Genomic DNA, 21766 nt, shown 5'->3' with positions numbered 1-21766 from the left:
GTTTGTTTAATCGTTACGCAAAATTCATTTGAAGTTTTTTATTCAATTTTTCTAAACTCATCTTGCAATTGTCCATGGTTTAATTGGATATGCCCTTCCGAATCAAACTTGACAATTTTGCTCCTAAAAAGCTCTTTCATCGTTTTTTGGAAAAAAGTTCGGTCAACATTGCTATACTCGAGTAAAAATTTATTTTCAATTCCAGCAGGCAAATGTCGCCACTCCCCCATTCCTATTCCAATATTTTCACTCAATTCCATTAACGAAGAAATAATCTTTTTTCGTCTCCCTGAATAAGACAAACTAATAAGCCGTTTCATTAATTTTTCTTCCTGTATATTCGTGTAATTAATCAAAAATTCGGAAAAAGAAGGTCTTATTGATAGATAATTAAAGAAATATTCTTCTTCAATAAATGCTATGCTACTCCCCTTTTGAACTTTAGCACACATTTGATTGGATGAATTACTATCCTCTAGTCCTAAAATAGAATTTCCCACCAATACATCTACTAAAAACTCACTGTTATCTTGCACTGCTTTTAAATAAATAAAGCACAATCCCTCAATAAAAAATGCCAGATAACCTTGTGTCCGCAAATCCAATAACTCATCTTTGTCATATCTTTTATAAACTACCTGAAACCGACTGACTTTATTCTCATCCAATTCTTTAATCATCTCTTGTATAGAAACTCTTTGAGTCATCCCCATTTCCCCATCTCCTTTTCTATGCACATTTATTGTAATAACAATCCACATGTAAATCTGCAACTATTATTGCAAAAAAGCTGCCACTTTTTGAACAATTTGTGTCGAAAATTGTACATTACCATTCAAAAAATATAAAATTTTGTTATAAAAATCTATAAAAATTAACTTTCCAACAACTTTTTTCGGTAAATCCTAATTAACACCCCAAACGAAATCCTCCTTTTCCATAAAAAACTTAAATCTATTCGTGTCAATCCGCTAGTTGCATTTAAGTTCTTTCTATAAATTTTATTTTATCTTATGTAAAAATAACTATAAACTGTCTATATGCTAAATTTTTTCTTATTAGAACTGCTTTTTTGTCCAAATTATGACTTTTTTGCACAAAAAAAGCCCTTTAAGAGTCAACAAGTGTCATCTCTTAAAGGACTTTCTTATAAACAACTTTATTTATCGTCGTTGTCGTTGTCGTTATCATTATTGATATTTTTCAGTTTATCACCAATTAAATCACCCATTTGGAAACCTGTGTTTTCTTCTGGAAGTTCATAATCATTTTCTTCTTGTGGTTCTTCTTGAAGGGCTTTAATGCTTAGTGATAGACGCTTTTCATCTTCGCTCACATCTAATACTTTCACTTCTACTTCTTGACCTTCTTCAAGAACTTCACTTGGTGTTCCGATGTGCTTATGCGCAATTTGCGAAATATGAACTAGCCCCTCTACTCCAGGGAATACTTCAACAAACGCTCCAAATGAAACAAGGCGCATAACTTTACCTTTTAACACAGCACTAACAGGAGCTTTTTCAGCAATGTTATCCCATGGTCCTGGTTGTGTTTCTTTAATTGAAAGTGAAATCCGTTCGTTTTCAGGGTCCACTCCAATAACTTTCACTTTTACTTTTTCGCCTTCTGTTAAGACATCGCCAGGAGTTCCAATGTGCTCATAAGAAATTTGCGAAATATGAACTAACCCGTCTACACCACCAAGGTCAACAAATGCACCAAAGCTTGCAAGGCGCTCGACTGTTCCTTCTAGAACATCTCCTTCTTTAATTGTCGCAAGAAGTTCTTTTTTCTTTTCTTCTTTTTCAGCTTCAGCCACAGCTCGGTGACTCAAGATCACACGATTTTTTTCTGGTTCAAATTCAACAACTTTAAACGCCAAAGTTTTTCCTTTATAATCAGAAAAATCTTCCACAAAGTGATCTTCTACAAGTGAAGCCGGTACGAAAGCTCGAACTCCGAGGTCAACTACAAGACCACCTTTAACAACATCACTCACAATAGCATCAAAAACTTCGCCCGATTCAAATTTTTCTTTGATTTCGTCAGAAGCTTTCAGCGCATCTACTTTGCGTTTAGAAAGAACAAGAACATCTTCTTCTACTTTCGTAACAACAAGATCAAGAGTGTCTCCGACATTTACTACGTCAGAAGCTTTTTCTACATGTACATTGGATAGTTCGCTAATCGGCACAACCCCGTCCAATTTGCTATCAGGAATTCCGACATATACTTGTTTATCTTCCACGCTTGTAACTGTGCCGGTGACTTTGTCCCCTTCTTCAAAATTTCTAACTTCCACATCGTTTAATTCATCAGACATGCGTAGCCCTCCTTAATTCGTTTCTCGAATTAGGACTTTCTGTAACCGCAAAAGAAGTACAGCTTCTAACAATCTTCATGACAAGGCACGTAGCAAATTCGTCATTACGGGAGTCCACCTACTCACTAAAAGGCATTCGTCAGATTGATTTTTTGCAAGAAAATCCTAAAAGATTTGATCTCTATGTTAGAAAAAATCTCTCTTCTAACATCCTACAAAACAACAGATTTGTCAAGTTTTTTCGTCAAATGAAATAGGCTTGTAAATTAGTTTACAAGCCCTTTTTTCATTGTTCAATTGTCTGATTTGCCAAATCAAGAATCTTAGTAGCTACTTCTTGAATAGACATACTTGTTGTGTCCACAGTAATGGCATCATCTGCTTTTTTTAGTGGCGAATGTTTTCGTGTATAGTCAAGATGATCACGATCTTCGATTTCTTTTTGAAGCTGTTCAAAGTCCACATCATAGCCTTTTGCTTTATTTTCTTTATATCGTCTTTCTGCGCGTTCCTTGACACTCGCAAGCAAGAAAATTTTCAGTTCAGCATTTGGAAGAACCGCTGTTCCAATATCTCGTCCGTCCATAACAACACCTCCAGCACTAGCGAAGGCTTGTTGCTTTTTCTGCAAGGCTTCGCGAACAAGTAGATGAGCAGAAACAACTGAAACATGATTGGTAATTTCATCCGTTCGAATGACATTTGTGACATTTTCGTCATCAATGAACACTTGTTGAATATCCCCCGGCTCAAAACGAATGGTTTTCGTTTGCAACAATTTCATAATGCCTGCTTCATCCTCGTAAGAAACACCAGCCTGGAAAGCTAAATACGTAGCTGCCCGGTACATAGCGCCCGTATCAATATAAATGAATTGAAGTTTGCTTGCTACAATTTTAGCTACCGTACTTTTTCCAGCCGCAGCAGGGCCATCAATCGCAATACATATTTTTTTCGTCATTTCAAATTTAATTCCCTTCTGTTCAATAAAAATTGGCTTGCGTCGCACCTTTTTCAGAAGCAAGAAGCACCATTAAACGCATGCGCGCTTTTTTACTGTCATAATCTTTTCCCAGAATAACACCTTGATTAAAAAGGTCAAATGTACTACCCAAATAATCATAAGTTGTATATACATTCCCTTCTTCAGCACTTGTTGTAATAACCACAGGAATTTGTTGTTGAAGCGCCCGTAAAATCCCCGGCATCATTTTGGGAGCCACTTGTCCGCGTCCAACTCCTTCAAGTATGATACCATCCACGCCTTTTTCAATCAAAGCATCAATCATGAAGCTATCCGCGTCTAAATAGCATTTCACGATCGCGACATCTGGAAGTGGTCGTTTAAGTTCGAAACAATCGTGGATGACTGGTTTCTGATAAATAAAAACTTGATCATTATCAATGATTCCAAGATAACCAAAGCCAAAAGCACTAAATCCTTGGATATTAGATGCATGGACTTTTTTTACATAGCGTGCCGCAAAAATACGCTCATTAAACACAACAACCGTTCCAGCCCCTTTAAGAAGCGGTTCAGACGCAGTATGTATCGCGTGACGAATATTGATAAAAGCATCTGTCCCCATTTCTTCAGGAGCTCTCTGTGAACCCGTCACAACGACAGGGCGCTCGTCTCGGATCGTTAAATCAAGAAAATAAGAAGTCTCTTCAAGTGAATCCGTACCATGGGTGACTACAACTCCTGCGTAGGAAGGATCGGTAAAAATCTCTTCAATAGTCCTCTGCAGGTCCACAAGATGCTCTCTTGAAATATGCATCGATGGAAGTTGGAAAGTCGAAAAAATATCCACTTCAATTTCATTTGGAAGCCCGCAAATCTGAACTAGTTCTTCACCTGTTAATTCACCAGAAGCCAGTTTCCCAGAAGCCGTCTTTCGACTTGCGATGGTTCCGCCTGTTGTGACCAGTGCTACTTTTGTCATTTCATCTCCCCTTTTCCACAAAAAGAACGAGCTTTTTTCGGAAATTTCTTCCCGTCTTCCGCTCATTCTTTTCTTACTTATTTAGGAATTTTAATCACGGTTCCAACCGGTACACTATCTGAAGACAGCCCGTTTGCTTGCTTAATTTTTTGAACCCCTTGCGTAGCATTTGAAGCGCCATAAGCATTCACAGCAATTCGGTAAAGCGTTTCGCCTGACTGAACCGTATGACTAGAAGCCTGTGCTGCTTCTGCTTGTTTTCTTGCTTCTTCTGCTGCTTTTCTATCTTGCTCAGCTTTTGCAGCTGCCTGAGCTTGACGTTCCTGCTCGGCTTTTTCTGCTGCTTGTCTGTCAGCCGCTGCTTTTTCTGCTGCGGCTTTTTCCTGTGCGGCTTGCTGTGCTTGTTCATCTTGTTTTGCCTTTTCATCAGCAGCAGCTTTCTCTTTTGCTTCCTGTTCCTTAGCTTCTTTTTCCTTCGCTGCTTTTTCTTTTTCAGCCTTTTCTTTAGCCGCTTTTTCTTTAGCTGCTTTTTCCTTGGCTTCTTGTTTGGCTTTCGTGTTGCTATTGACAGAAACGCTGCTTTCTTCTTTTACTGCATTGTCAGGCTGCCCCGAATTTTGAACAGCTACAAAAACAATAACAACAACAATTGGAATTAGTAGAAAGAAAATAATTAAAATATTTAAAAGTGGATAACGGAAAATTCCAGTTTTCTTTGCTTTTCTACTATCTGTCCGTGAAAGCATCGGCGGTTCGTCGTTAAACTCGTCCTCCGAGTTATTATAAAAATCATGATCGTAATCATCGGACGGCGTATATTCTTTTTCATCATTGCGCCTTTTCCTTGCCATGCATAAATCCTCCTTAAAACAAAACTCTTTCCTCATTCTGGATTTTAAAATAAATTTGACATATCCCTGTAACAATTATAACCGCAAACCCGATCTTGAACAACAATTAGTACAAGAATTATTGAAAAAAACTCATTCTAAGAGTAAATCATGCAATCTTTCTCGAAAAGAACTGCTTGAAACCGTGTCTCTCTCTTCCTCTTGTCGTAAAAAAGGTTCAAGCGATGCAGCGTCATTATCGCAACAGCCTTCACCACCTGTCTCACTAAAATCATTTTCTCCAAAATAGCGCATTAAGTAAACTCTACGACAATCCTCCGTTTGAATAAAACCTAAGAGGGCTTCTAAGTTTTCTTGTTTGACCAAGCGTCTTTTTTCTATTCTTTCCCTAATTTCAGCTTCTGCAAGCCCAGAACGTAAAAAATAATTCAAAAATCTTTTTTCTGCTTCAGGTAACGTTTCTTTTAAGTTTTCTGGTAGCTGAAGCAAATTAGGATCTGGCAAGTCTCGATCAGCCAGTTGGCGCCTCAAAACTTCGTCACCATTCGCGTAAAGAAGGATCGCAACACTTGCTAAACCATCACGACCCGCGCGACCCACTTCCTGCATATAAGCCTCAAGATCAGCTGGCAAATGATAATGGATCACGAAACGAATATCCGCTTTATCTATCCCCATTCCAAACGCACTTGTCGCACAAATCAAATCAAGCTGCCCAGAAACAAATTGCTCTTGAATCAAAATTCGGTCAAGCGGTTCCATGTCTCCGTGATAATAAGCCGCACGCCGTCCTTTTTCTCGGCGCAGAATATGAGCAGTTTCTTCCGCAAGTCGTTTGCTCGAAAAATAAATAATTCCAGGCGTTGCAAGCTTCTCCACGAGGTCAAGCAAAGCCTCTTCTTTCTCACGCTTTGCCGCAAATTTTTCCACTCGAAAACTAATATTGGGCCGATTAACCGAATAGATTATTTCCTTGATCCCCGAAAGATCAAGCTGCTCTAAAATATCCGCTCGAACTCGCTTTGTTGCCGTTGCCGTGAGCACCATCGTCGTCGGCTTGCCCGCTTTTTCTCGAAATTCCCCAAGAAAAAGATAATCCGGCCTAAAATCATGCCCCCACTGCGAAATACAATGCGCTTCATCAATCACAAAAAGCCCTATTTTTTCCCGCAAGAAAGCTGTCCGAACCCCCTCACTCGCGAGCATTTCTGGTGAGAGGAAAACGAATTTGTAAGCAGAAAGATGAGCGAGAATCTCATTTTTTTCAGCTGTCGATAAAAAACTATTCAGCGCAACGGCACGTTTTTCCCCGTAAGCGCGCATTCGTTCCACTTGATCCTGCATCAAGCTAAGTAATGGCGAAACAATCACCACAAGCCCGTCTAATAAGTATCCCGACAGTTGATAACAAACCGTTTTCCCCATCCCAGTTGGAAGCATCGCAAAGACATCTTCACCGCTCAAAACTGTTTCTATAACTTCTTTTTGCCCCATTCGAAAAGTATCAAAACCCAAATAGCGTTTTAATTCCTGTTCTAAATTCATGCCTTCCCTCCTGCAACCACAGCCAAGCGAATTTGATAATAATCCAGTTTCGGAAACGACGCTTTAATTTCCTTCAAAGTCAAAAAATCTCCAGCTCGGATTTGTTCAACAAGTGCCATATCCGGCATTTCTGGCACTGCTTGCTCCGGAAAAGTCGCTTTAATTTCCACAAAATGATCTTCAATCGTACTTTTCCGCAAATTTCGCATCTGCACGATTTCATCAAAGTCATAGCCTTTCTGCAAAAATCCGTAAGTCTTCTTGCCTGATAACGTCAAAAGTGCTTCCGGACGTGGCATCAAAAGTTGAAGTAGCGGATAATGGTTTTTCTCCTGAAAAAGCTGGTGCAAGCCGTATAAAGTTTCAAAATAAACTTCATCTGCCGAAACCGAATGCGCATCCGCAATTTGCTCAAGCGTTTCCCCGACTAATTTCCCTCCTGAAAACTGGTCGGTATAAAATTCTGGTTGCGAAATATACCCTTTCGAAAGCCAAGCTTCTAACTCCAAAAACAAGCGTTCATTTAAATCATCCGCATTCGCGAAATTCGCCAGCCACTTTTTGATCCAGAACTGCGCTTTTTTATCCCGCACAACGGGCATGTAGTGTTTCTTCCCATGATGCTTGTTACTCAAAACTTGAATCGCAAGCAACAAATTTTGAAAAAACAAAAACGGCCGTTCCTGCATCCAAAAGCCATCCCAGCCCACACGTTCAAAATAAGGCGCTGAAACTGGCTTTCGCACGCACCATTCATTAGTATCAGCCTGCAGTTCAAGCGTTCCTGCTTGCTTCAGTTTTGTTAATCTAGCAGTTAAAACCTCTTCGGTTAAAAACGGAGAAAGCCCGAATAGCGAACTGATTTTGGCTAAATGCGTATCAGTTACCGCTTGACCAGTTCGCCGCCCCGTCATAACAGCATGCAAAAAAGCTTCTTTTCTAGGTCGCTTAAAAGCCGTTAGTAACGCTACGATATATTGATCTAAAAGTTCCACACGATTCACCTCAGTCTTTATTCATCATACCATAGAAACACGCGTTCGACATCTCTTTTAGAAGCATTGCGCAGATTTCCCAAAACATGCTATACTTTGCATGAAACTTAACTAGGAAAGGATCGATTGATTTGGCTAAGTTTACAATCGTTGATCAAGATACGTGTATCGCTTGTGGGGCTTGCGCTCTCCACGCTCCAAATCTATACGACTACAATACAGAAGGTGTAGCCTACACCATTCTAGATAACAATAGCGGCACAGAACCCATCCCAGAAGTGGAAGAAGACAATGCGCTTGAAGCAGAATTTAATTGTCCTTCACTTTCCATAAAAATAGCGGATCACCCTTTTCATGGCGATCCGCATCGTTAATCTTAAGCACGGTGTTCCATTTCACGGTGCTTTTTTTGATACTTTTGTTGTTCTTTTTTCGAGCGATTTTTAGCAATGAAATTTCGCATTGGTGCGTAAAGTAGCATAAAGCCAGCACCTACAATCACACCTTTTAATAAATTAAATGGAATGACCGCGGCAAAAATCAATGCCGAAACATCTGTATTTGCAGGCAATCCACCCAATTTTACATAAAAAGGAAGCAATATAAAGTAATTAAATACAGCCATCGCAAACGTCATAAGTAGCGTTCCTAGCGAAGCTGAAATGATAATCCCTCTTACCCCACGAATATAGCGGAATAAATAGTAGATCGGTAGCGTAAAACAAATCCCCGAAAGAAAGTTTGTCATCTCGCCAACAGGAATCCCAACTGGGCTTCCTGAAATAATAAAATGCAAAACACATTTTAAAGCTTCAATCAAGACAATAGAAAGTGGGCCAAACATCAGTCCGCCAATCAAAACAGGAATTTCACTAAAATCCAGTTTTAGAAAGGGCGCAGTTGGCAAAATGGGAAATTCAATTTGCATAATAATAAATGCCACGGTTCCAAATACCGCAATGCTTACAAAAGTCTTCAACGAATAGTTTTTCAAATTTAACTCTCCTTTTGGTTCATCTAAAAAGAAAGTCAGACAACCTTATCAAGCCGCTTCCATAAAAAAACCTCTCTAACCCAAAGATTAGAGAGGTTTGTGAATCAGCAAACAAACTGTCTAAGATAGACAGAAACGAATCACTAAAGAAGACAAGCCAAAAAGACCGTCTACATCCTCTCCCATCCAGACTATACTGTCGGTCCTGGAATTTCACCAGCGTCAACCGCTAAAAAGCAGATCGTGGACTTTAACCACCGGTCGGGAATTACACCCTGCCCCGAAGATGAACAATATGAATTTTATTTGTGTCAAGTTACACAAAACATGAACACAATATTAATTTTACCACGAAAGTTTAAATTGGCAACCCTTTTTTACCAAGGGATATCTGTCTTAAGCGCACTTGCAAGACTTCGACTCGCTTTAAGCCGCTCTTTACGAGCAGCCGCCCGAGCTTTTGCCCCGCTATGAATCATTTGTTCTTCTTCACTTTCAGGAATCACTTCTGGCACTTCAACAGGCTTTCCGTCATCATTAATCGCAACAAAAGTCAAAAAAGAAGTCGCTGCTAAGTAACGCTCGCCCGTCATCAAATTCTCAGAAATGACTTTCACAAAAATTTCCATCGAAGTTCTACCAACAGAAGCAACATAAGATTCCAAACAAACGGAATGATCATTTTTAATCGGCTTCAAAAAGTCCACCGAGTCCGTTGATGCTGTAACAATCCCCACCCGGCAATGCCTTGAAGCACTGATAGAAGCTGTGTCATCAATATACGTCATCAGTTTCCCACCAAAAAGCGTATTATGATTATTGGTATCTTGCGGGAACACTCGGCTTGTCTTAATCACCAAAGATTCCTTACAAGTTTTTTGAATACGTTCAGTCAATTTAATTCCCCCTCAATTCATTTAATGGCAGGCTAACAATAAAGGAAGACCCTTTGCCCACCGTACTTTCCACCGTAATTTGGCCATTATACGCATCCACGATATTTTTCACGATCGCAAGTCCAATTCCAGTACCCGCTTTCCCTCTCTTTCGTGCTTTATCGGCTTTATAGAACCGTTCAAACAAATAAGGAATATCCGCTTCCGGGATGCCTGTCCCATCATCATTAACTGAAATCAACAATTGCTCGTTGGCATGGTCGACATGTTCATGTACCGTAACCGTTCCGACTTTACCATCATTTCCAGTATGCCGGATCGCGTTCATAATTAAATTGATCAAAACTTGTTCTAGCCGGTCTCGGTCAAACGAATATCGCACATCGGGATCATCTGCCTCTAATTTCAACTTCACATTGTTTTCCTTCGAAAGCACGTCGAAATTGGAAACAATTTTTTGCAAGAATGGAACGAGCTCTGTTTCACGCTTATCAAGTTGAGTAAAGCCCGCTTCCATCCGTGACAAGTCAAGCATATCGTTCACCAAGCGGCCAATCCGGAGCGACTCTTCATTAATAATTTGTGCGAATTCGCGAACCTCTTCTTCCGTTTGCGCCACCCCATCAATAATCGCTTCACTATAGCCTTGGAGCATCGAAATCGGCGTTCTAAGCTCGTGCGAGATGTTGCTAACAAAATCACTTTTGGTTTTCTCTAGCCGTTTTTCTTCTGTCATATCCCGAATAACCGTCACAATGCTTCGGATATTATCTCCATTATAAAGAAGCGTCATGATCGCAACAAAAGTTTGACCATCAAAAGTAATCTCGCCAACCGTTTCTGCTTGAGTATTTAAAATCTCATCCAACATTTGATTTAGCTTTTCTGGTACTAACACTTTCTCTTCGTTGTCTTGAGAGAAAAACCAACTATGCAAAAATTCCTCAGCAGGAGGATTACTTAAAATAATCGTTTTATCGATATTAAATTTGATAACTCCGTCTGCCATACCAACGAGAATATTAGAAAGCTGTTCTTTTTCCTGCCTAAGCGCACTAATATTATATTTTAGCTGTTGCGCCATATCATTAAAAGCAAGCCCAAGATCCCCGATTTCATCATGCGTATAGCTAGGAACCCGATTGTCAAAATTTCCGCGTGAAACAGCAACCGCAATTTTCTTCATTTCACGAAGTGGGAACGCCATTCGAGAAGAAAAAATAAATGATAGTAAAGAAGTAATTAAAATCGCACCAATTCCTGCAAGAATGAGAGTCCGCGTCGCTTTCTTAGTAACATTTAGAATTTCATGAAACGACTTGTACAAATAGACGACCCCTGTTTCCCCATTAGCCAGTTGAAACTTTTTCGCATAAAGCTCAATTGACATGTTCTCTGGATTGTCTTCAAAATCATATTTCATCAACAAATTCGGAGACTTTTCTAGCGCTTCATTTAATTTTTTATTTTGCGTTAAGCGATCAATCGAACTTTTCGAGATGGGATCCTTAGATGATTTCGTAAAAACACTTGCCCCATCTTGAGCAATAATGACGCCAACAGAATCATCCAGCATGCCAAGTGTTTCAGCTGCGGTACTGCCCGGCTTAATGACTTCATCATTTTTTTGCATCACTTGGATAATTTTATCCGATGTGTCCTTCATTTCTTTTTCAAGTTCATTTAAATTATTTTTTTCATAAATCACTGCGACAAGGAAGCCGCAAATGACGAGCACGCCAATGAGAAGCAGGATTGTAGTGCTCCAAATTTTCCCCACTATGCTATTCCAAAACTTCAACTCATTCACGCCTCCCTTTTACCATTTAAAAATGAACAGGCGCATTGTAGAAATTGACAAATTGCAATCTTTACATAACCTGCTCATTTCTATTCGGATTTATTCTTCCGGAATTTCAAATTTATAACCTAAACCCCAAACAGTTACAATCATTTTGGCTGCATCTTCCGAGATATCAAGCAACTTTTCTCTCAACCGTTTGACATGGGTATCAATCGTTCGCAAATCACCAAAAAATTCATAACGCCATACTTCCTTTAAGAGAGATTCACGGTCAAAAACTTTATCCGGCGACTTCGCCAAATAATAAAGCAAATCATATTCTTTAGGTGTTAAGTTTACTTCAATTCCATCAACAATAACGCGATGCGCTTCATTGTCAATGCTTAAGTGCGGAAAATTGATAATATCACCAGGAACAGAAGCTACAACACTCGTGTCGTTTCTTTTTGCCCGTCTAAGTACAGCCTTCACACGAAGGACTACTTCACGTGGACTAAATGGTTTTACGATGTAATCATCGGCACCAACTTCAAATCCTTGGACGCGGTTTGCCTCTTCTCCTTTAGCAGTTAGCATCACTACTGGCGTCGATTGGTATTCCCGTAATTCTCTACAAACCTCAATTCCATCTTTGCCAGGCATCATCAAATCAAGAAGTATTACTTCATAGTCGTTGTTGAGTGCCATCTGTATCGCTTCTTCTCCGTCACTTGCTTCATCGATACGGAAATTCTCTCGCTCCAGATACATTTTCAAAAGGCGACGAATTCTGTCTTCATCATCAACAACAAGCACTTTTATTTGATCACTCATAAGCACTCATCCCCCAAGTTCTCTTTTTTATTTCATCAGGCAGGGAAAATCAAAACTTCCTTTACTATAAAAAAAGTCGATTTCTTCCCTTACTTCTTCAAAAGCACCCACATACTTTTTGAAGAATAAACATAACTAACAAAATAACTACATTTTAAATTATACATGTTTTTATACAAACAATCTATTAGAAACTTCGTCAATCACTTGAAAGTTTATTCAGCCATGTGGTTTTTGACCAAATTTGGCCAGCGATTTTAACTGCCTCACTTCATGATGACTCAGTTCGCGGCTTTCCCCTGCATTTAAATGACGCAAATCCAGAAACCCGTATGCTTCACGCGTCAATTTTTGTACGGGATGCCCAATCGCTTCGAACATCTTCCGCACTTGCCGGTTCCTGCCTTCATGAATCGTAATTTCAACGATCGCTTTTTGCTTGGCTTTGTCAAAAGATAATTGGCGCACCTTGGCTTTAGCCGTTTTCTTACCTTCAATCATAATTCCTCGTGCTAACTGTTGCAACTTTTCCTTCTCAGGAATGCCTTTTATACGAGCCACATAACGTTTTTCAACATTATATTTTGGGTGCATCAGTAAGTTAGCAAATTCGCCATCATTTGTCATCAGCAATAAACCTGATGTATCATAATCCAGTCTTCCCACAGGATAAAGGCGTTCAGGAATATCATCAAAGTAATCCGTTACAACGCTTCTTCCTTTATCATCCGTTACCGCCGAAACAACCCCACGTGGTTTATACAGTAAAAAGTAGCGTTTCACTTCTTTCGTTAGTTCCACGCCCTCTACCTCGACCTGGTCAGAATCACTTACCTTCACACCAAGCTCCGTCACAAGCTTTCCGTTTACTTTCACTTTCCCATCTTGAATCATTTGCTCCGCTTTCCGTCTCGAAGCCACACCAGCATTTGCAATGACCTTTTGGAGTCTTTCCATTATTCTTTTTCCTCCTTTTGACTAAACCGGTCAAAGAACAAGTCTAACTCATCTTGTTCAGTATCTTCACTTTGCTCTGCAAGTTTCGGTAAGTCTTCTAAACTTTTCAATCCAAATGCATCTAAAAATTCATTGGTCGTGACATATAATTTAGCTCGCCCGGCGCCTTCTGCGCGCCCGGCGTCCGTAACAAGTCCTCGTGCGACAAGCGTGCGTATCGGGCCGTCCGTTTGCACTCCCCGGACTTCATCCACTTCCATCCGTGTAATCGGCTGCTTATAAGCAATAATCGCAAGCGTTTCAAGCGAAGCCTGCGAAAGTGACGAGGCATGCGGAGATTCAACCAATTTTTTCAAGTAAGGTGCATAATCTTTTTTCGTTGCGAGTTGAAAAGCCCCCGCAAGTTCAAGTAAAACAAGCCCACTTGCAGGACTTTCCGCATATTTTTCGCTAAGTGTCTCAAGCAAATTGAGCGCTTCTATATAAGTCACTTCCATCACTTCTGTCAATTGCTTGGTTGATAGCCCTTCATCGCCTGCTGCAAAAAGCAAGCTTTCAAGAATACCTAATTGTTCTTCTTTATTCACCTTGATTATCTCTACCTTTCACAAACAAATCGGAAAAACTCGATTCTTGCTCAACTAACACTAGTTCACGCTTCATCAGTTCAAGTAAAGCTAAAAACGTGACAACCAGTTCCTCACGTGTTTGTTCTTCAAATAAATCTTCAAATTTGATTTTGCCAGAAACCGCTTGAAGCTGCTTCATCACATCATCCATCCGCGTATCAATGGAGATTTCTTGTGTTGTAATCCGCGTATGAAGCGGCTTGCTTAGTTTTTGTCTACGAAGCAATTTATTAAACGCTCCGAGCATATCATTTAGCGTCACATCCAGATCAAGCGCCGTAGTCTCATCTTCATATTCCGACAAATCCATTGGTGCTTTACTAAAATAAAAACCGCGCTCGTTTTCCTTATCCTTAAGCTCACGAGCCGCTTCTTTGTAGCGCTTATACTCCATAAGGCGCTCCACGAGTTCATCACGTGGATCGAGTTCCGGATCAAATTCGTCGAAGTCTTCCTCGAGTTCTTGCTTAGGAAGAAGCATTTTGCTTTTGATCGCAAGAAGCGTAGCCGCCATCACTAGATATTCACTTGCCACATCGAGCTCTAAAATTTGCATTGTGTGAATGTATTCCATATATTGCTCCGTGATATCTGCAACAGGAATATCATAAATATCCACTTCAAGCTTTCCAATCAAGTGCAGCAATAAATCGAGCGGTCCTTCAAACGCATCTACTTTCAATTTCATTTCCATCGTTATTCATCCACCTCAGTAAAGTGGCAAATCGTTTCGCACCAAATCTTCATAAGATTCTCTTCGAACAACCAGCCGACTAACGCCATCTTCCACAAACACAACAGGGGGTCTTGGAATGCGATTATAATTATTAGCCATTGAATAGCCATATGCACCCGTACAAAAAACAGCAAGCACTTCGCCTGCACTCGATTTTGGAAGTGGCAAATCCCAAATCAACATATCGCCTGATTCACAGCACTTTCCAGCAATCGCAACCGTTTCTTCGGCTTCTTTAAACGGAGATGCCGCAAGAACAGCTTCATAGTGTGCTTCGTAAAGAGCAGGACGAATATTATCACTCATGCCCCCATCAACCGCTAAGTAGTTTCGAATGCCCGGTACTTCTTTACGCGAACCTACCTTGTAAAGCGTTGTTCCTGCCTCTCCGACAAGCGATCTCCCAGGTTCGATCCAAATTTCTGGGATAGAAAGCCCATTTGCTAACGCCATTTTCTTAACTTCTTTCACGATTTCACGCACGTAAACTTCTGGTTCAAGTGGCTCGTCTTCTTCCGTGTAACGAACACCAAAGCCGCCACCAAGATTCAATACTTTTGAATCAAAACCAAGCTTGTTATGCCAAACAATCAGTTGCTCCATGATTCTGTGCGCCGCCATAATAAAACCCGTTGTTTCAAAAATTTGCGATCCAATATGACAATGAAGCCCGATGCAGTCAAACACATCAGCATTCCCAAGCACTTCCTCGATTGCACGTTCCGCTTGTCCATTCGTCAAACCAAAACCAAATTTTGAGTCATCTTGTCCAGTCAAAATATAATCATGCGTATGTGCTTCAATTCCCGGCGTAACCCGAATCAATACTTGTATTTTAGTTTTTCGCTCTTTAAGCAAACCTTTTAAAAGTTCAATTTCATAAAAATTATCAATCACAATACAGCCGATTTGATAGTCGAGCGCCATTTCCATTTCATCTAGCGTTTTATTATTGCCATGAAAATGAATTCGCTCCGCTGGAAAACCTGCTTGAATCGCCGTATAAAGCTCTCCGCCAGAAACCACATCTAACGAAAGCCCTTCTTCTGCCATCAGTTCATACATCGCAACAGAAGAAAACGCCTTGCTCGCATAAGCCACCTGAGCTTGCACATTTAGTTCCGCAAATGTTTGTTTAAACCCACGTGCTCGCTCCCGGATTAACGCAACATCATACACGTAAAGCGGGGTCCCATACCTTTTGGCAAGCTCTAGCGTGTCCACCCCACCAATTTCGAGATGTCCAGCTTCGTTTACATTCATTGTTCCATACCTTTCAAAAGTCAAACCTGTCCCCCACCTTTCGCTCTTCCATTCCTTTTTGCGTTAAAGTTCCTTCTTATAGTAGCACAAACCGCCCACCCGAAACAATAACAATCTTTAGAAAAGAATAAAACCAACTTCTCTTCTTTCAAGAATCGACCGGGCACCTTTCAAGACTTTTTCGTTTCACACAGGCTCACCTCACGTTTCTTGCAGAAAAAACCGTTTTCCCTGCCAAAAAGCAGAAAAAACGGTTTCGCTTTACATCTCCTTCAAAATCGCCCGAACATAAGTGAGGAAAGTTTGCTGCACGCGATCTGTCGTTTCAATAACTTCACTGTGCGAAAGTGGCTGATCCAAAATGCCAGCCGCCATATTGGTAATACAAGAAATCCCAAGCACCTTAAGCCCCGCATGGTTTGCAACAATCACCTCAGGTACCGTTGACATCCCAACGGCATCGGCCCCGAGCGTGCGGATCATCCGAATTTCAGCTGGCGTTTCATAGGTTGGCCCGCTAAAACCCGCATAAACGCCTTCTCGAATTTCAATCCCGAGATCTTGTGCGATCTTACGAGCCGCAATACGAAGATCTAGCTGATACGCTTCCGACATGTCAGGGAAACGCGGACCAAAGTGATCATTATTTTTACCGATTAATGGATTCGTCCCGATAAAATTGATATGATCAGAAATCAGCATCAAGTCACCCGCTTGATAAAGCTCATTCACACCGCCAGCTGCGTTTGTCACAACTAGATGTGTCACGCCAAGATCTTTCATCACACGAACAGGGAAAGTCACTTCTTCCATGCTATAGCCTTCATAAAAATGAAATCTTCCTTGCATCGCGACCACTTCTTTTTGTTCAAGTTCGCCGAAAACAAATTGACCAGCATGACCTGAAACCGTTGAAACTGGAAAATGTGGAATCTCTTCATAAGAAAGCTTGGTTGGATTTTTAATTTCATCTGCAAGCACACCTAAACCAGAACCTAAAATCAAACCAATTTTTGGCTCCCCAGTATAATGTGATCGGATTTTTTTTACAGCTTCATTCAATTTTTCCATACTCATCTCACTTCAAACTCCCATCATTTTTTAGTTTAATTCATTTAAAAAGCTTTCGCCGTATTCGGGCATCGCGACATCAAAGTTGTCTGCAACCGTTGCCCCGAGATCAGCAAACGTCTTCCGAAGCGCTAGTTTCTTGCCTCCATCTTTAAATCGCTTGGAAAAAACAAGCAGCGGCACAAATTCTCGTGTGTGGTCTGTTCCCCGGTAAGTGGGGTCATTTCCGTGATCCGCTGTAATCATGAGAAGGTCATCCTCACCTAGTCTGCTATACACTTCCGGCAAGCGAGCATCAAACTCTTCAAGCGCATCGCCGTAACCATCCGGATCTCGTCTATGCCCAAAGAGCGCATCGAAATCCACTAAGTTTAGAAAGCTCATCCCCGTGAAATCTTGCTCCAAAACACGATTCAGTTGATCCATCCCGTCCATATTCGACTTCGTGCGAATCGCTTCTGTGACGCCTTCCCCGTCAAAAATATCCGAAATCTTCCCAATCGCAATCACGTCTTTCCCGCCATCTTGAAGAGCATTCATAACGGTTGGCTTAAACGGTTTAAGCGCATAATCATGCCGGTTTGGAGTTCGCACAAAGGCTCCTGGTTCCCCAACATAAGGTCGTGCAATAATCCGACCGAGCATGTAAGGATCATCCAGAGTTAATTCCCGGCAAAACTCACAAATCTCATAAAGTTCAGCAAGCGGAATAACATCTTCGTGCGCCGCGATTTGTAGCACCGAATCTGCTGATGTGTAGACAATCAGCGCACCCGTTTTCATTTGTTCTTCACCAAACTCTTCGATAATCTCCGTTCCACTCGCCGGCTTATTTCCAATCACTTTCCGACCAGTTTTTGCTTCGATTTGGTGAATCAATTCATCTGGAAAGCCGTCTGGGAAAACGCGAAACGGAGTATCAATATAAAGCCCCATGATTTCCCAGTGTCCTGTCATCGTATCCTTCCCACGTGAAGCTTCTTGCATCTTCGTGTAATAAGCACGTGGGGCGTCGCTTTTTGGAACCCCCAAAACCGGTTCAATATTGGAAAGACCAAGTTTAGCCATTTCAGGTAAATGTAGTCCTTCTCTTTGTAGAGCGATATGCCCAAGCGTATCCACATCAAAATCATCAAATTCAGCTGCATCAGGAGCTTCTCCGATTCCAACTGAATCCATTACAATCACATGAATTCGTTTAAATTTGTCCACTAGCTCACTTCTCACCCTTCTTAAGTCCTCAAAAAGTTCTTTTTTTTTGGTTAAGCACGTGGATGATATTTTTTATAAACATCCTTAAGTCGTGCTTTTGTTACGTGTGTATAAATTTGTGTCGTTGAAATATCGGCATGCCCAAGGAGTTCTTGGACAGACCTTAAATCCGCGCCGTTTTCAAGAAGATGGGTTGCAAACGAGTGTCGTAACGTATGCGGTGTGATCGGTTTGTCTATCCCAGCTTTCAGCGCCATTTGCTTGAGATTTTTCCAAAAGCCTTGACGCGTCATTCCTTTGCCATGATGATTTAAAAATACAAAATCATTGCGAGATTTCGTGCGATAAAGCTTTGGTCTCCCCGATTCCAGATAACTTTCAAGAGCTCTTGTCGCCGTTCCTCCAAGCGGAATGATTCGTTCTTTATTTCCCTTCCCGATCGTTTGAATAAACCCCATATGTAAATGAAGATCATCTAGTTTTAAATTAATTAGTTCAGAAACACGTAATCCAGTCGCATAAAGCACTTCAAGCATCGCCTGATCGCGAAGCCCAAACACCGTTCCAGTATCTGGTGCTTCAAGCAACTTTTCAACATCTTGATAATTCAAGACTTTAGGAAGACTTTGGCGCTGTTTAGGCGTTTCGATTTGAATCATCGGATCGTGCGCTACTTTCCCATCATGAAGCAAAAAATGAAAGAATGAGCGGAGCGAAGCAATATAGCGCGCTACCGTCCGAGCAGATTTCCCATTTTCGCGAGCAAAATTCATAAATGAAACAATTTCAGCACGTGACACAACGTCAGGCCGCGTAATTCCTTCTTCTTCCTTTAAATAGTTCGCAAAAAAATGCAAATCCCGCGCATACGCTTTTTTCGTATTCTCCGACAATCCGCGTTCGACCGTTAAAAAATGCAAAAAATCTTCAATCCATTCCTCCATAACCTCGCCTCCCGCTTTCTCATTTTACCACGAAACCAACCAAGATTGAACTTTAAACCTAACGAATCCCGCAAGAAAAAGCGCCAGATTCCTCCTCCCTTTTCCCGAGTTTTCCCTTGCTCGATTAAAAAGCAAAACGAGCATCAGCTCCCGCCGATGCTCGTTCAATTTTTTCTCTTTCCATTTGCGCGGCACTTCGAACACACGCCTTGAAAGGTTAACCTGTGATCCTTCACAAGAAAATGCCACTTGGCTTCCACTACTTTTTCGACTTCTTCTAGTAAATCTTCCTGAATTTCTTCAACAGATCCACATTCCAAGCAAACCAAATGATGATGGAAATGTTTAGCGCCTTCCTTGCGTAAGTCAAAACGCGAAACCCCATCTCCAAAATTAATTTTATCAACCACACGCAGTTCTGTTAAAAGTTCAAGAGTTCGGTAAACCGTTGCAAGACCGGTATCTGGTGCAATCTCTTTCACGCGCATAAAAACCTCTTCCGCACTCAAATGCTCCTTCTCATCTTCTAAAAGAACACGTACAGTCGCTTCACGCTGTGGAGTTAACTTATAGCTCGCATCATGCAACTGCGCTTTAATTCGGTTAATCCGTCCTTCCATTCCCCAGAACCTCCCTCTAGCTTTTTTTTCATTCTCAATCAACTTTTTTATATTATAATAATTCTAAATAAAAAACAAGACTAAATTTCATTTTCTTGATTAAAAATTCTTGATTTTCGTTCTGCTTACTATGGTTAAAAAGATACCACAGATTCTCCCTTCTGTCCAGATTGATTATCAATTACTTACATTTTCCATCTATTTTAGAATTATTCTCGTCTAAGCTGTTACTAGAATTGCTTGAAACTTATCCACAAAACTTTTATACTTAAAACATTGAGAATGATTATCACTTTTTACAAAGGTGGAATATATAATGAAGCAATTTTATACAGAGAATCTGCAAATCGCTTATGAAAAGCGTATTATCGTGGATTCGCTTAACATAGAAATTCCTAAAGGGCAAATCACTGCGCTTGTTGGTGCCAACGGTTCAGGCAAGTCCACCATTTTAAAAACGATGGCTCGCTTGATTAAACCTAGCCAAGGAGCCGTGTTTTTAGATGGCAAAAAAATCCATCAAGAACCGACTAAACAAATTGCAAAAGAACTCGCTATCCTTCCGCAGAACCCTTCTGCCCCGGACGGATTAACAATTGAAGAGTTGATTGCTTACGGCCGTAGCCCGCATCAAACCGGTTTCAAATCTCGCTCAAAAGCAGATAACGAAATGATTCACTGGGCTCTTAAAATGACCAACTTGCTTGATCTAAAAGAGCGCCCGCTCGATCAATTATCTGGCGGGCAAAGACAGCGCGCTTGGATCGCGATGGCGCTTGCCCAAGATACGGAGATTGTCTTTTTGGATGAACCAACAACTTTCCTTGATATGACACATCAACTCGATGTTATGAATATTTTGAAAGAACTCAATCAAGTGGAACACAAAACAATCGTCATGGTTGTGCACGATTTGAACCATGCCTCACGCTACGCTTCTCATATGATCGCCATTAAAGATGGGCAAGTAGCAGCAAGCGGGGCTCCAGTCGATGTGATGACCGAAGAAACTCTTGAAGCCGTATTTAATGTCAAAGCCGATATCGTTCTTGATAAAAGAGCCGGTGTCCCCATTTGTATTCCTTATGAAACGTGTAGCGGATGCGAAATCAAAGATGTTGTAAGGGAGCTTGAACCAGATGTCCTCACTATTTGATGTTACGATTATTGGCGCTGGACCCATTGGGCTTTACACAGCTTTTTACAGTGGTCTGCGTGCCTTAAAAACCAAAGTTATTGATGCCGAACCGGATGTGGGCGGAAAAATCCGCTATTTCTATCCAGACAAAAAAATTCATGATGTCGGTGGAATCGCAGAAACAACGGGCTACGAGCTAGTGCAAAACTTTAAGCAACAAGCAGAAACGTTTGAGCCTGAATTTGTACTCGGGAAACGCATCGTTTCTCTCGCTAAACAACCAGATGAAACTTTTCTCATGCAAACAGAAGACGGCGAACATCACTATTCAAAAACGGTGATTATCGCTTGTGGAAGTGGCACTTACGAAGTGAATCCACTCGTTGCTACAAACGCTGACTTGCATCATGCAAAAACGCATTATCATTTGCGTGACCTCGAACAATTCCGTGGAAAAAAAGTGGTTATTTCAGGTGGAGGTGATGCGGCCATTGATGCGGCCTTCACTTTACAACCCATCGCCAAAAGTGTAGATTTGATTTATCGAGGTGAAAACTTCAAAGGCTATGAAAAACGAGCCGCTGATTTGCTTCTCTCGAATATCCATGTTCATTTGCAACATGAAATCACTTCTTTAAATGAAGGAAGTGAGCTAGAAACTGTCACTATCTGTGCAAAACCCTCTGGCAAAGAAGAAACCCTTGCCTGTGAAGCCTTGTTTATCAGTCACGGTGTGGAAGTAGATTTTAGCTTCACGAAAAACTGGGGACTACAAACCGCCGACTGGGGCATCCAAGTAAATTCCTTTATGCAAACTAATATCCCGGGCGTTTATGCCTGCGGAGATGCTGCTTCCTACTCGCGCAAAATCCGAATCATCTCGGCCGGATTACATGAAGGCGCCATCGCGGTCAATAGCGCTAAACAATATCTCGATCCAGGCGCTGCAAATGAAGCCATGGTTAGCACGCATCACGAACATTTTACAAACTAAAAACAAGTCGCTTAATTCGAAAATTAAGCGACTTG

At 41.0% G+C, this 21766-nt stretch carries 22 protein-coding genes and 1 riboswitch; of the genes, 3 read left to right on the top strand and 19 right to left on the bottom strand.

Annotation, left to right across the window (positions count from 1 at the left end):
* Positions 1-38 precede the first annotated feature (38 nt).
* From HCK02_RS03485 to HCK02_RS03455, 7 genes are all read right to left on the bottom strand, one after another.
* On the bottom strand, positions 39-713 hold the full coding sequence (locus HCK02_RS03485) for a hypothetical protein (protein WP_167628743.1): 675 nt from the start codon (positions 711-713) through the stop codon (positions 39-41).
* Positions 714-1159: 446 nt separating this feature from the next.
* Positions 1160-2323 (bottom strand): 30S ribosomal protein S1, encoded by a 1164-nt coding sequence (gene rpsA, locus HCK02_RS03480; protein WP_167628742.1) that lies wholly within the window; start codon positions 2321-2323, stop codon positions 1160-1162.
* A gap of 286 nt (positions 2324-2609) precedes the next feature.
* Positions 2610-3284, bottom strand: a complete 675-nt coding sequence (gene cmk / locus HCK02_RS03475) for a (d)CMP kinase (protein WP_167628741.1) — start codon at positions 3282-3284, stop codon at positions 2610-2612.
* Positions 3285-3306: 22 nt separating this feature from the next.
* Positions 3307-4269, bottom strand: coding sequence for an asparaginase (locus tag HCK02_RS03470; protein ID WP_167628740.1), 963 nt, complete (start codon positions 4267-4269; stop codon positions 3307-3309).
* A gap of 77 nt (positions 4270-4346) precedes the next feature.
* Positions 4347-5120, bottom strand: a complete 774-nt coding sequence (locus HCK02_RS03465; protein ID WP_167628739.1) for a LysM peptidoglycan-binding domain-containing protein — start codon at positions 5118-5120, stop codon at positions 4347-4349.
* 132 nt (positions 5121-5252) lie between these two features.
* The gene (locus HCK02_RS03460) at positions 5253-6665 is read right to left on the bottom strand and encodes a RecQ family ATP-dependent DNA helicase (RefSeq protein WP_167628738.1); all 1413 of its coding nucleotides are present in this window, start codon (positions 6663-6665) and stop codon (positions 5253-5255) included.
* On the bottom strand, positions 6662-7660 hold the full coding sequence (locus HCK02_RS03455) for a YpbB family protein (protein ID WP_167628737.1): 999 nt from the start codon (positions 7658-7660) through the stop codon (positions 6662-6664). The genes HCK02_RS03460 and HCK02_RS03455 overlap by 4 nt, the downstream gene beginning before the upstream one ends.
* A 131-nt stretch (positions 7661-7791) precedes the next feature.
* On the opposite strand from HCK02_RS03455, the gene HCK02_RS03450 reads away from it, so the two are divergent.
* Complete coding sequence (locus HCK02_RS03450; protein WP_167628736.1) at positions 7792-8034, top strand: ferredoxin; 243 nt, start codon at positions 7792-7794, stop codon at positions 8032-8034.
* Between the two features lie 2 nt (positions 8035-8036).
* Here HCK02_RS03450 and HCK02_RS03445 read toward each other — a convergent pair whose 3' ends face one another.
* The 12 genes from HCK02_RS03445 to fur form a co-directional block, all read right to left on the bottom strand.
* Positions 8037-8654 (bottom strand): ECF transporter S component, encoded by a 618-nt coding sequence (locus tag HCK02_RS03445; protein ID WP_167628735.1) that lies wholly within the window; start codon positions 8652-8654, stop codon positions 8037-8039.
* A gap of 170 nt (positions 8655-8824) precedes the next feature.
* Positions 8825-8946, bottom strand: a riboswitch (FMN riboswitch).
* A gap of 85 nt (positions 8947-9031) precedes the next feature.
* Positions 9032-9550, bottom strand: a complete 519-nt coding sequence (locus HCK02_RS03440) for an acyl-CoA thioesterase (protein WP_167628734.1) — start codon at positions 9548-9550, stop codon at positions 9032-9034.
* 1 nt (position 9551) lies between these two features.
* Complete coding sequence (locus HCK02_RS03435; RefSeq protein ID WP_167628733.1) at positions 9552-11351, bottom strand: ATP-binding protein; 1800 nt, start codon at positions 11349-11351, stop codon at positions 9552-9554.
* A gap of 99 nt (positions 11352-11450) precedes the next feature.
* Positions 11451-12167 carry a response regulator transcription factor gene (locus HCK02_RS03430; RefSeq protein ID WP_167628732.1) on the bottom strand — a complete coding sequence of 239 codons (717 nt, stop codon included), beginning with the start codon at positions 12165-12167 and terminating at the stop codon, positions 11451-11453.
* A gap of 219 nt (positions 12168-12386) precedes the next feature.
* On the bottom strand, positions 12387-13124 hold the full coding sequence (locus HCK02_RS03425; protein WP_167628731.1) for a pseudouridine synthase: 738 nt from the start codon (positions 13122-13124) through the stop codon (positions 12387-12389).
* The gene (gene scpB, locus HCK02_RS03420) at positions 13124-13711 is read right to left on the bottom strand and encodes an SMC-Scp complex subunit ScpB (RefSeq protein WP_167628730.1); all 588 of its coding nucleotides are present in this window, start codon (positions 13709-13711) and stop codon (positions 13124-13126) included. Before scpB ends, HCK02_RS03425 begins: the two co-directional genes overlap by 1 nt.
* Positions 13704-14447: a segregation/condensation protein A gene (locus tag HCK02_RS03415; protein WP_167628729.1), complete on the bottom strand. Its 744-nt coding sequence runs from the start codon at positions 14445-14447 to the stop codon at positions 13704-13706. The genes scpB and HCK02_RS03415 overlap by 8 nt, the downstream gene beginning before the upstream one ends.
* Positions 14448-14462: 15 nt before the next feature.
* Positions 14463-15776, bottom strand: a complete 1314-nt coding sequence (gene lysA, locus HCK02_RS03410) for a diaminopimelate decarboxylase (RefSeq protein ID WP_167628728.1) — start codon at positions 15774-15776, stop codon at positions 14463-14465.
* A 237-nt stretch (positions 15777-16013) separates the two neighbouring features.
* Positions 16014-16829, bottom strand: a complete 816-nt coding sequence (locus HCK02_RS03405) for a purine-nucleoside phosphorylase (RefSeq protein WP_167628727.1) — start codon at positions 16827-16829, stop codon at positions 16014-16016.
* Between the two features lie 24 nt (positions 16830-16853).
* The gene (gene deoB, locus HCK02_RS03400; RefSeq protein WP_167628755.1) at positions 16854-18035 is read right to left on the bottom strand and encodes a phosphopentomutase; all 1182 of its coding nucleotides are present in this window, start codon (positions 18033-18035) and stop codon (positions 16854-16856) included.
* Between the two features lie 50 nt (positions 18036-18085).
* On the bottom strand, positions 18086-18979 hold the full coding sequence (gene xerD / locus HCK02_RS03395) for a site-specific tyrosine recombinase XerD (RefSeq protein WP_167628726.1): 894 nt from the start codon (positions 18977-18979) through the stop codon (positions 18086-18088).
* Between the two features lie 164 nt (positions 18980-19143).
* Positions 19144-19599: a ferric iron uptake transcriptional regulator gene (gene fur / locus HCK02_RS03390; RefSeq protein ID WP_167628725.1), complete on the bottom strand. Its 456-nt coding sequence runs from the start codon at positions 19597-19599 to the stop codon at positions 19144-19146.
* 316 nt (positions 19600-19915) lie between these two features.
* On the opposite strand from fur, the gene HCK02_RS03385 reads away from it, so the two are divergent.
* Together HCK02_RS03385 and HCK02_RS03380 are read left to right on the top strand one after the other, a co-directional pair.
* Entirely contained in the window at positions 19916-20755 is an 840-nt protein-coding gene (locus HCK02_RS03385; protein ID WP_122865343.1) for an ABC transporter ATP-binding protein, read from the top strand.
* Positions 20739-21731, top strand: a complete 993-nt coding sequence (locus tag HCK02_RS03380; RefSeq protein WP_167628724.1) for an NAD(P)/FAD-dependent oxidoreductase — start codon at positions 20739-20741, stop codon at positions 21729-21731. Before HCK02_RS03385 ends, HCK02_RS03380 begins: the two co-directional genes overlap by 17 nt.
* Positions 21732-21766 lie beyond the last annotated feature (35 nt).

The sequence above is a fragment of the Listeria valentina genome (assembly GCF_011800755.1).
In the GTDB taxonomy this organism is placed as follows: domain Bacteria; phylum Bacillota; class Bacilli; order Lactobacillales; family Listeriaceae; genus Listeria; species Listeria valentina.
This window is presented reverse-complemented; position numbering and strand designations above follow the sequence as displayed.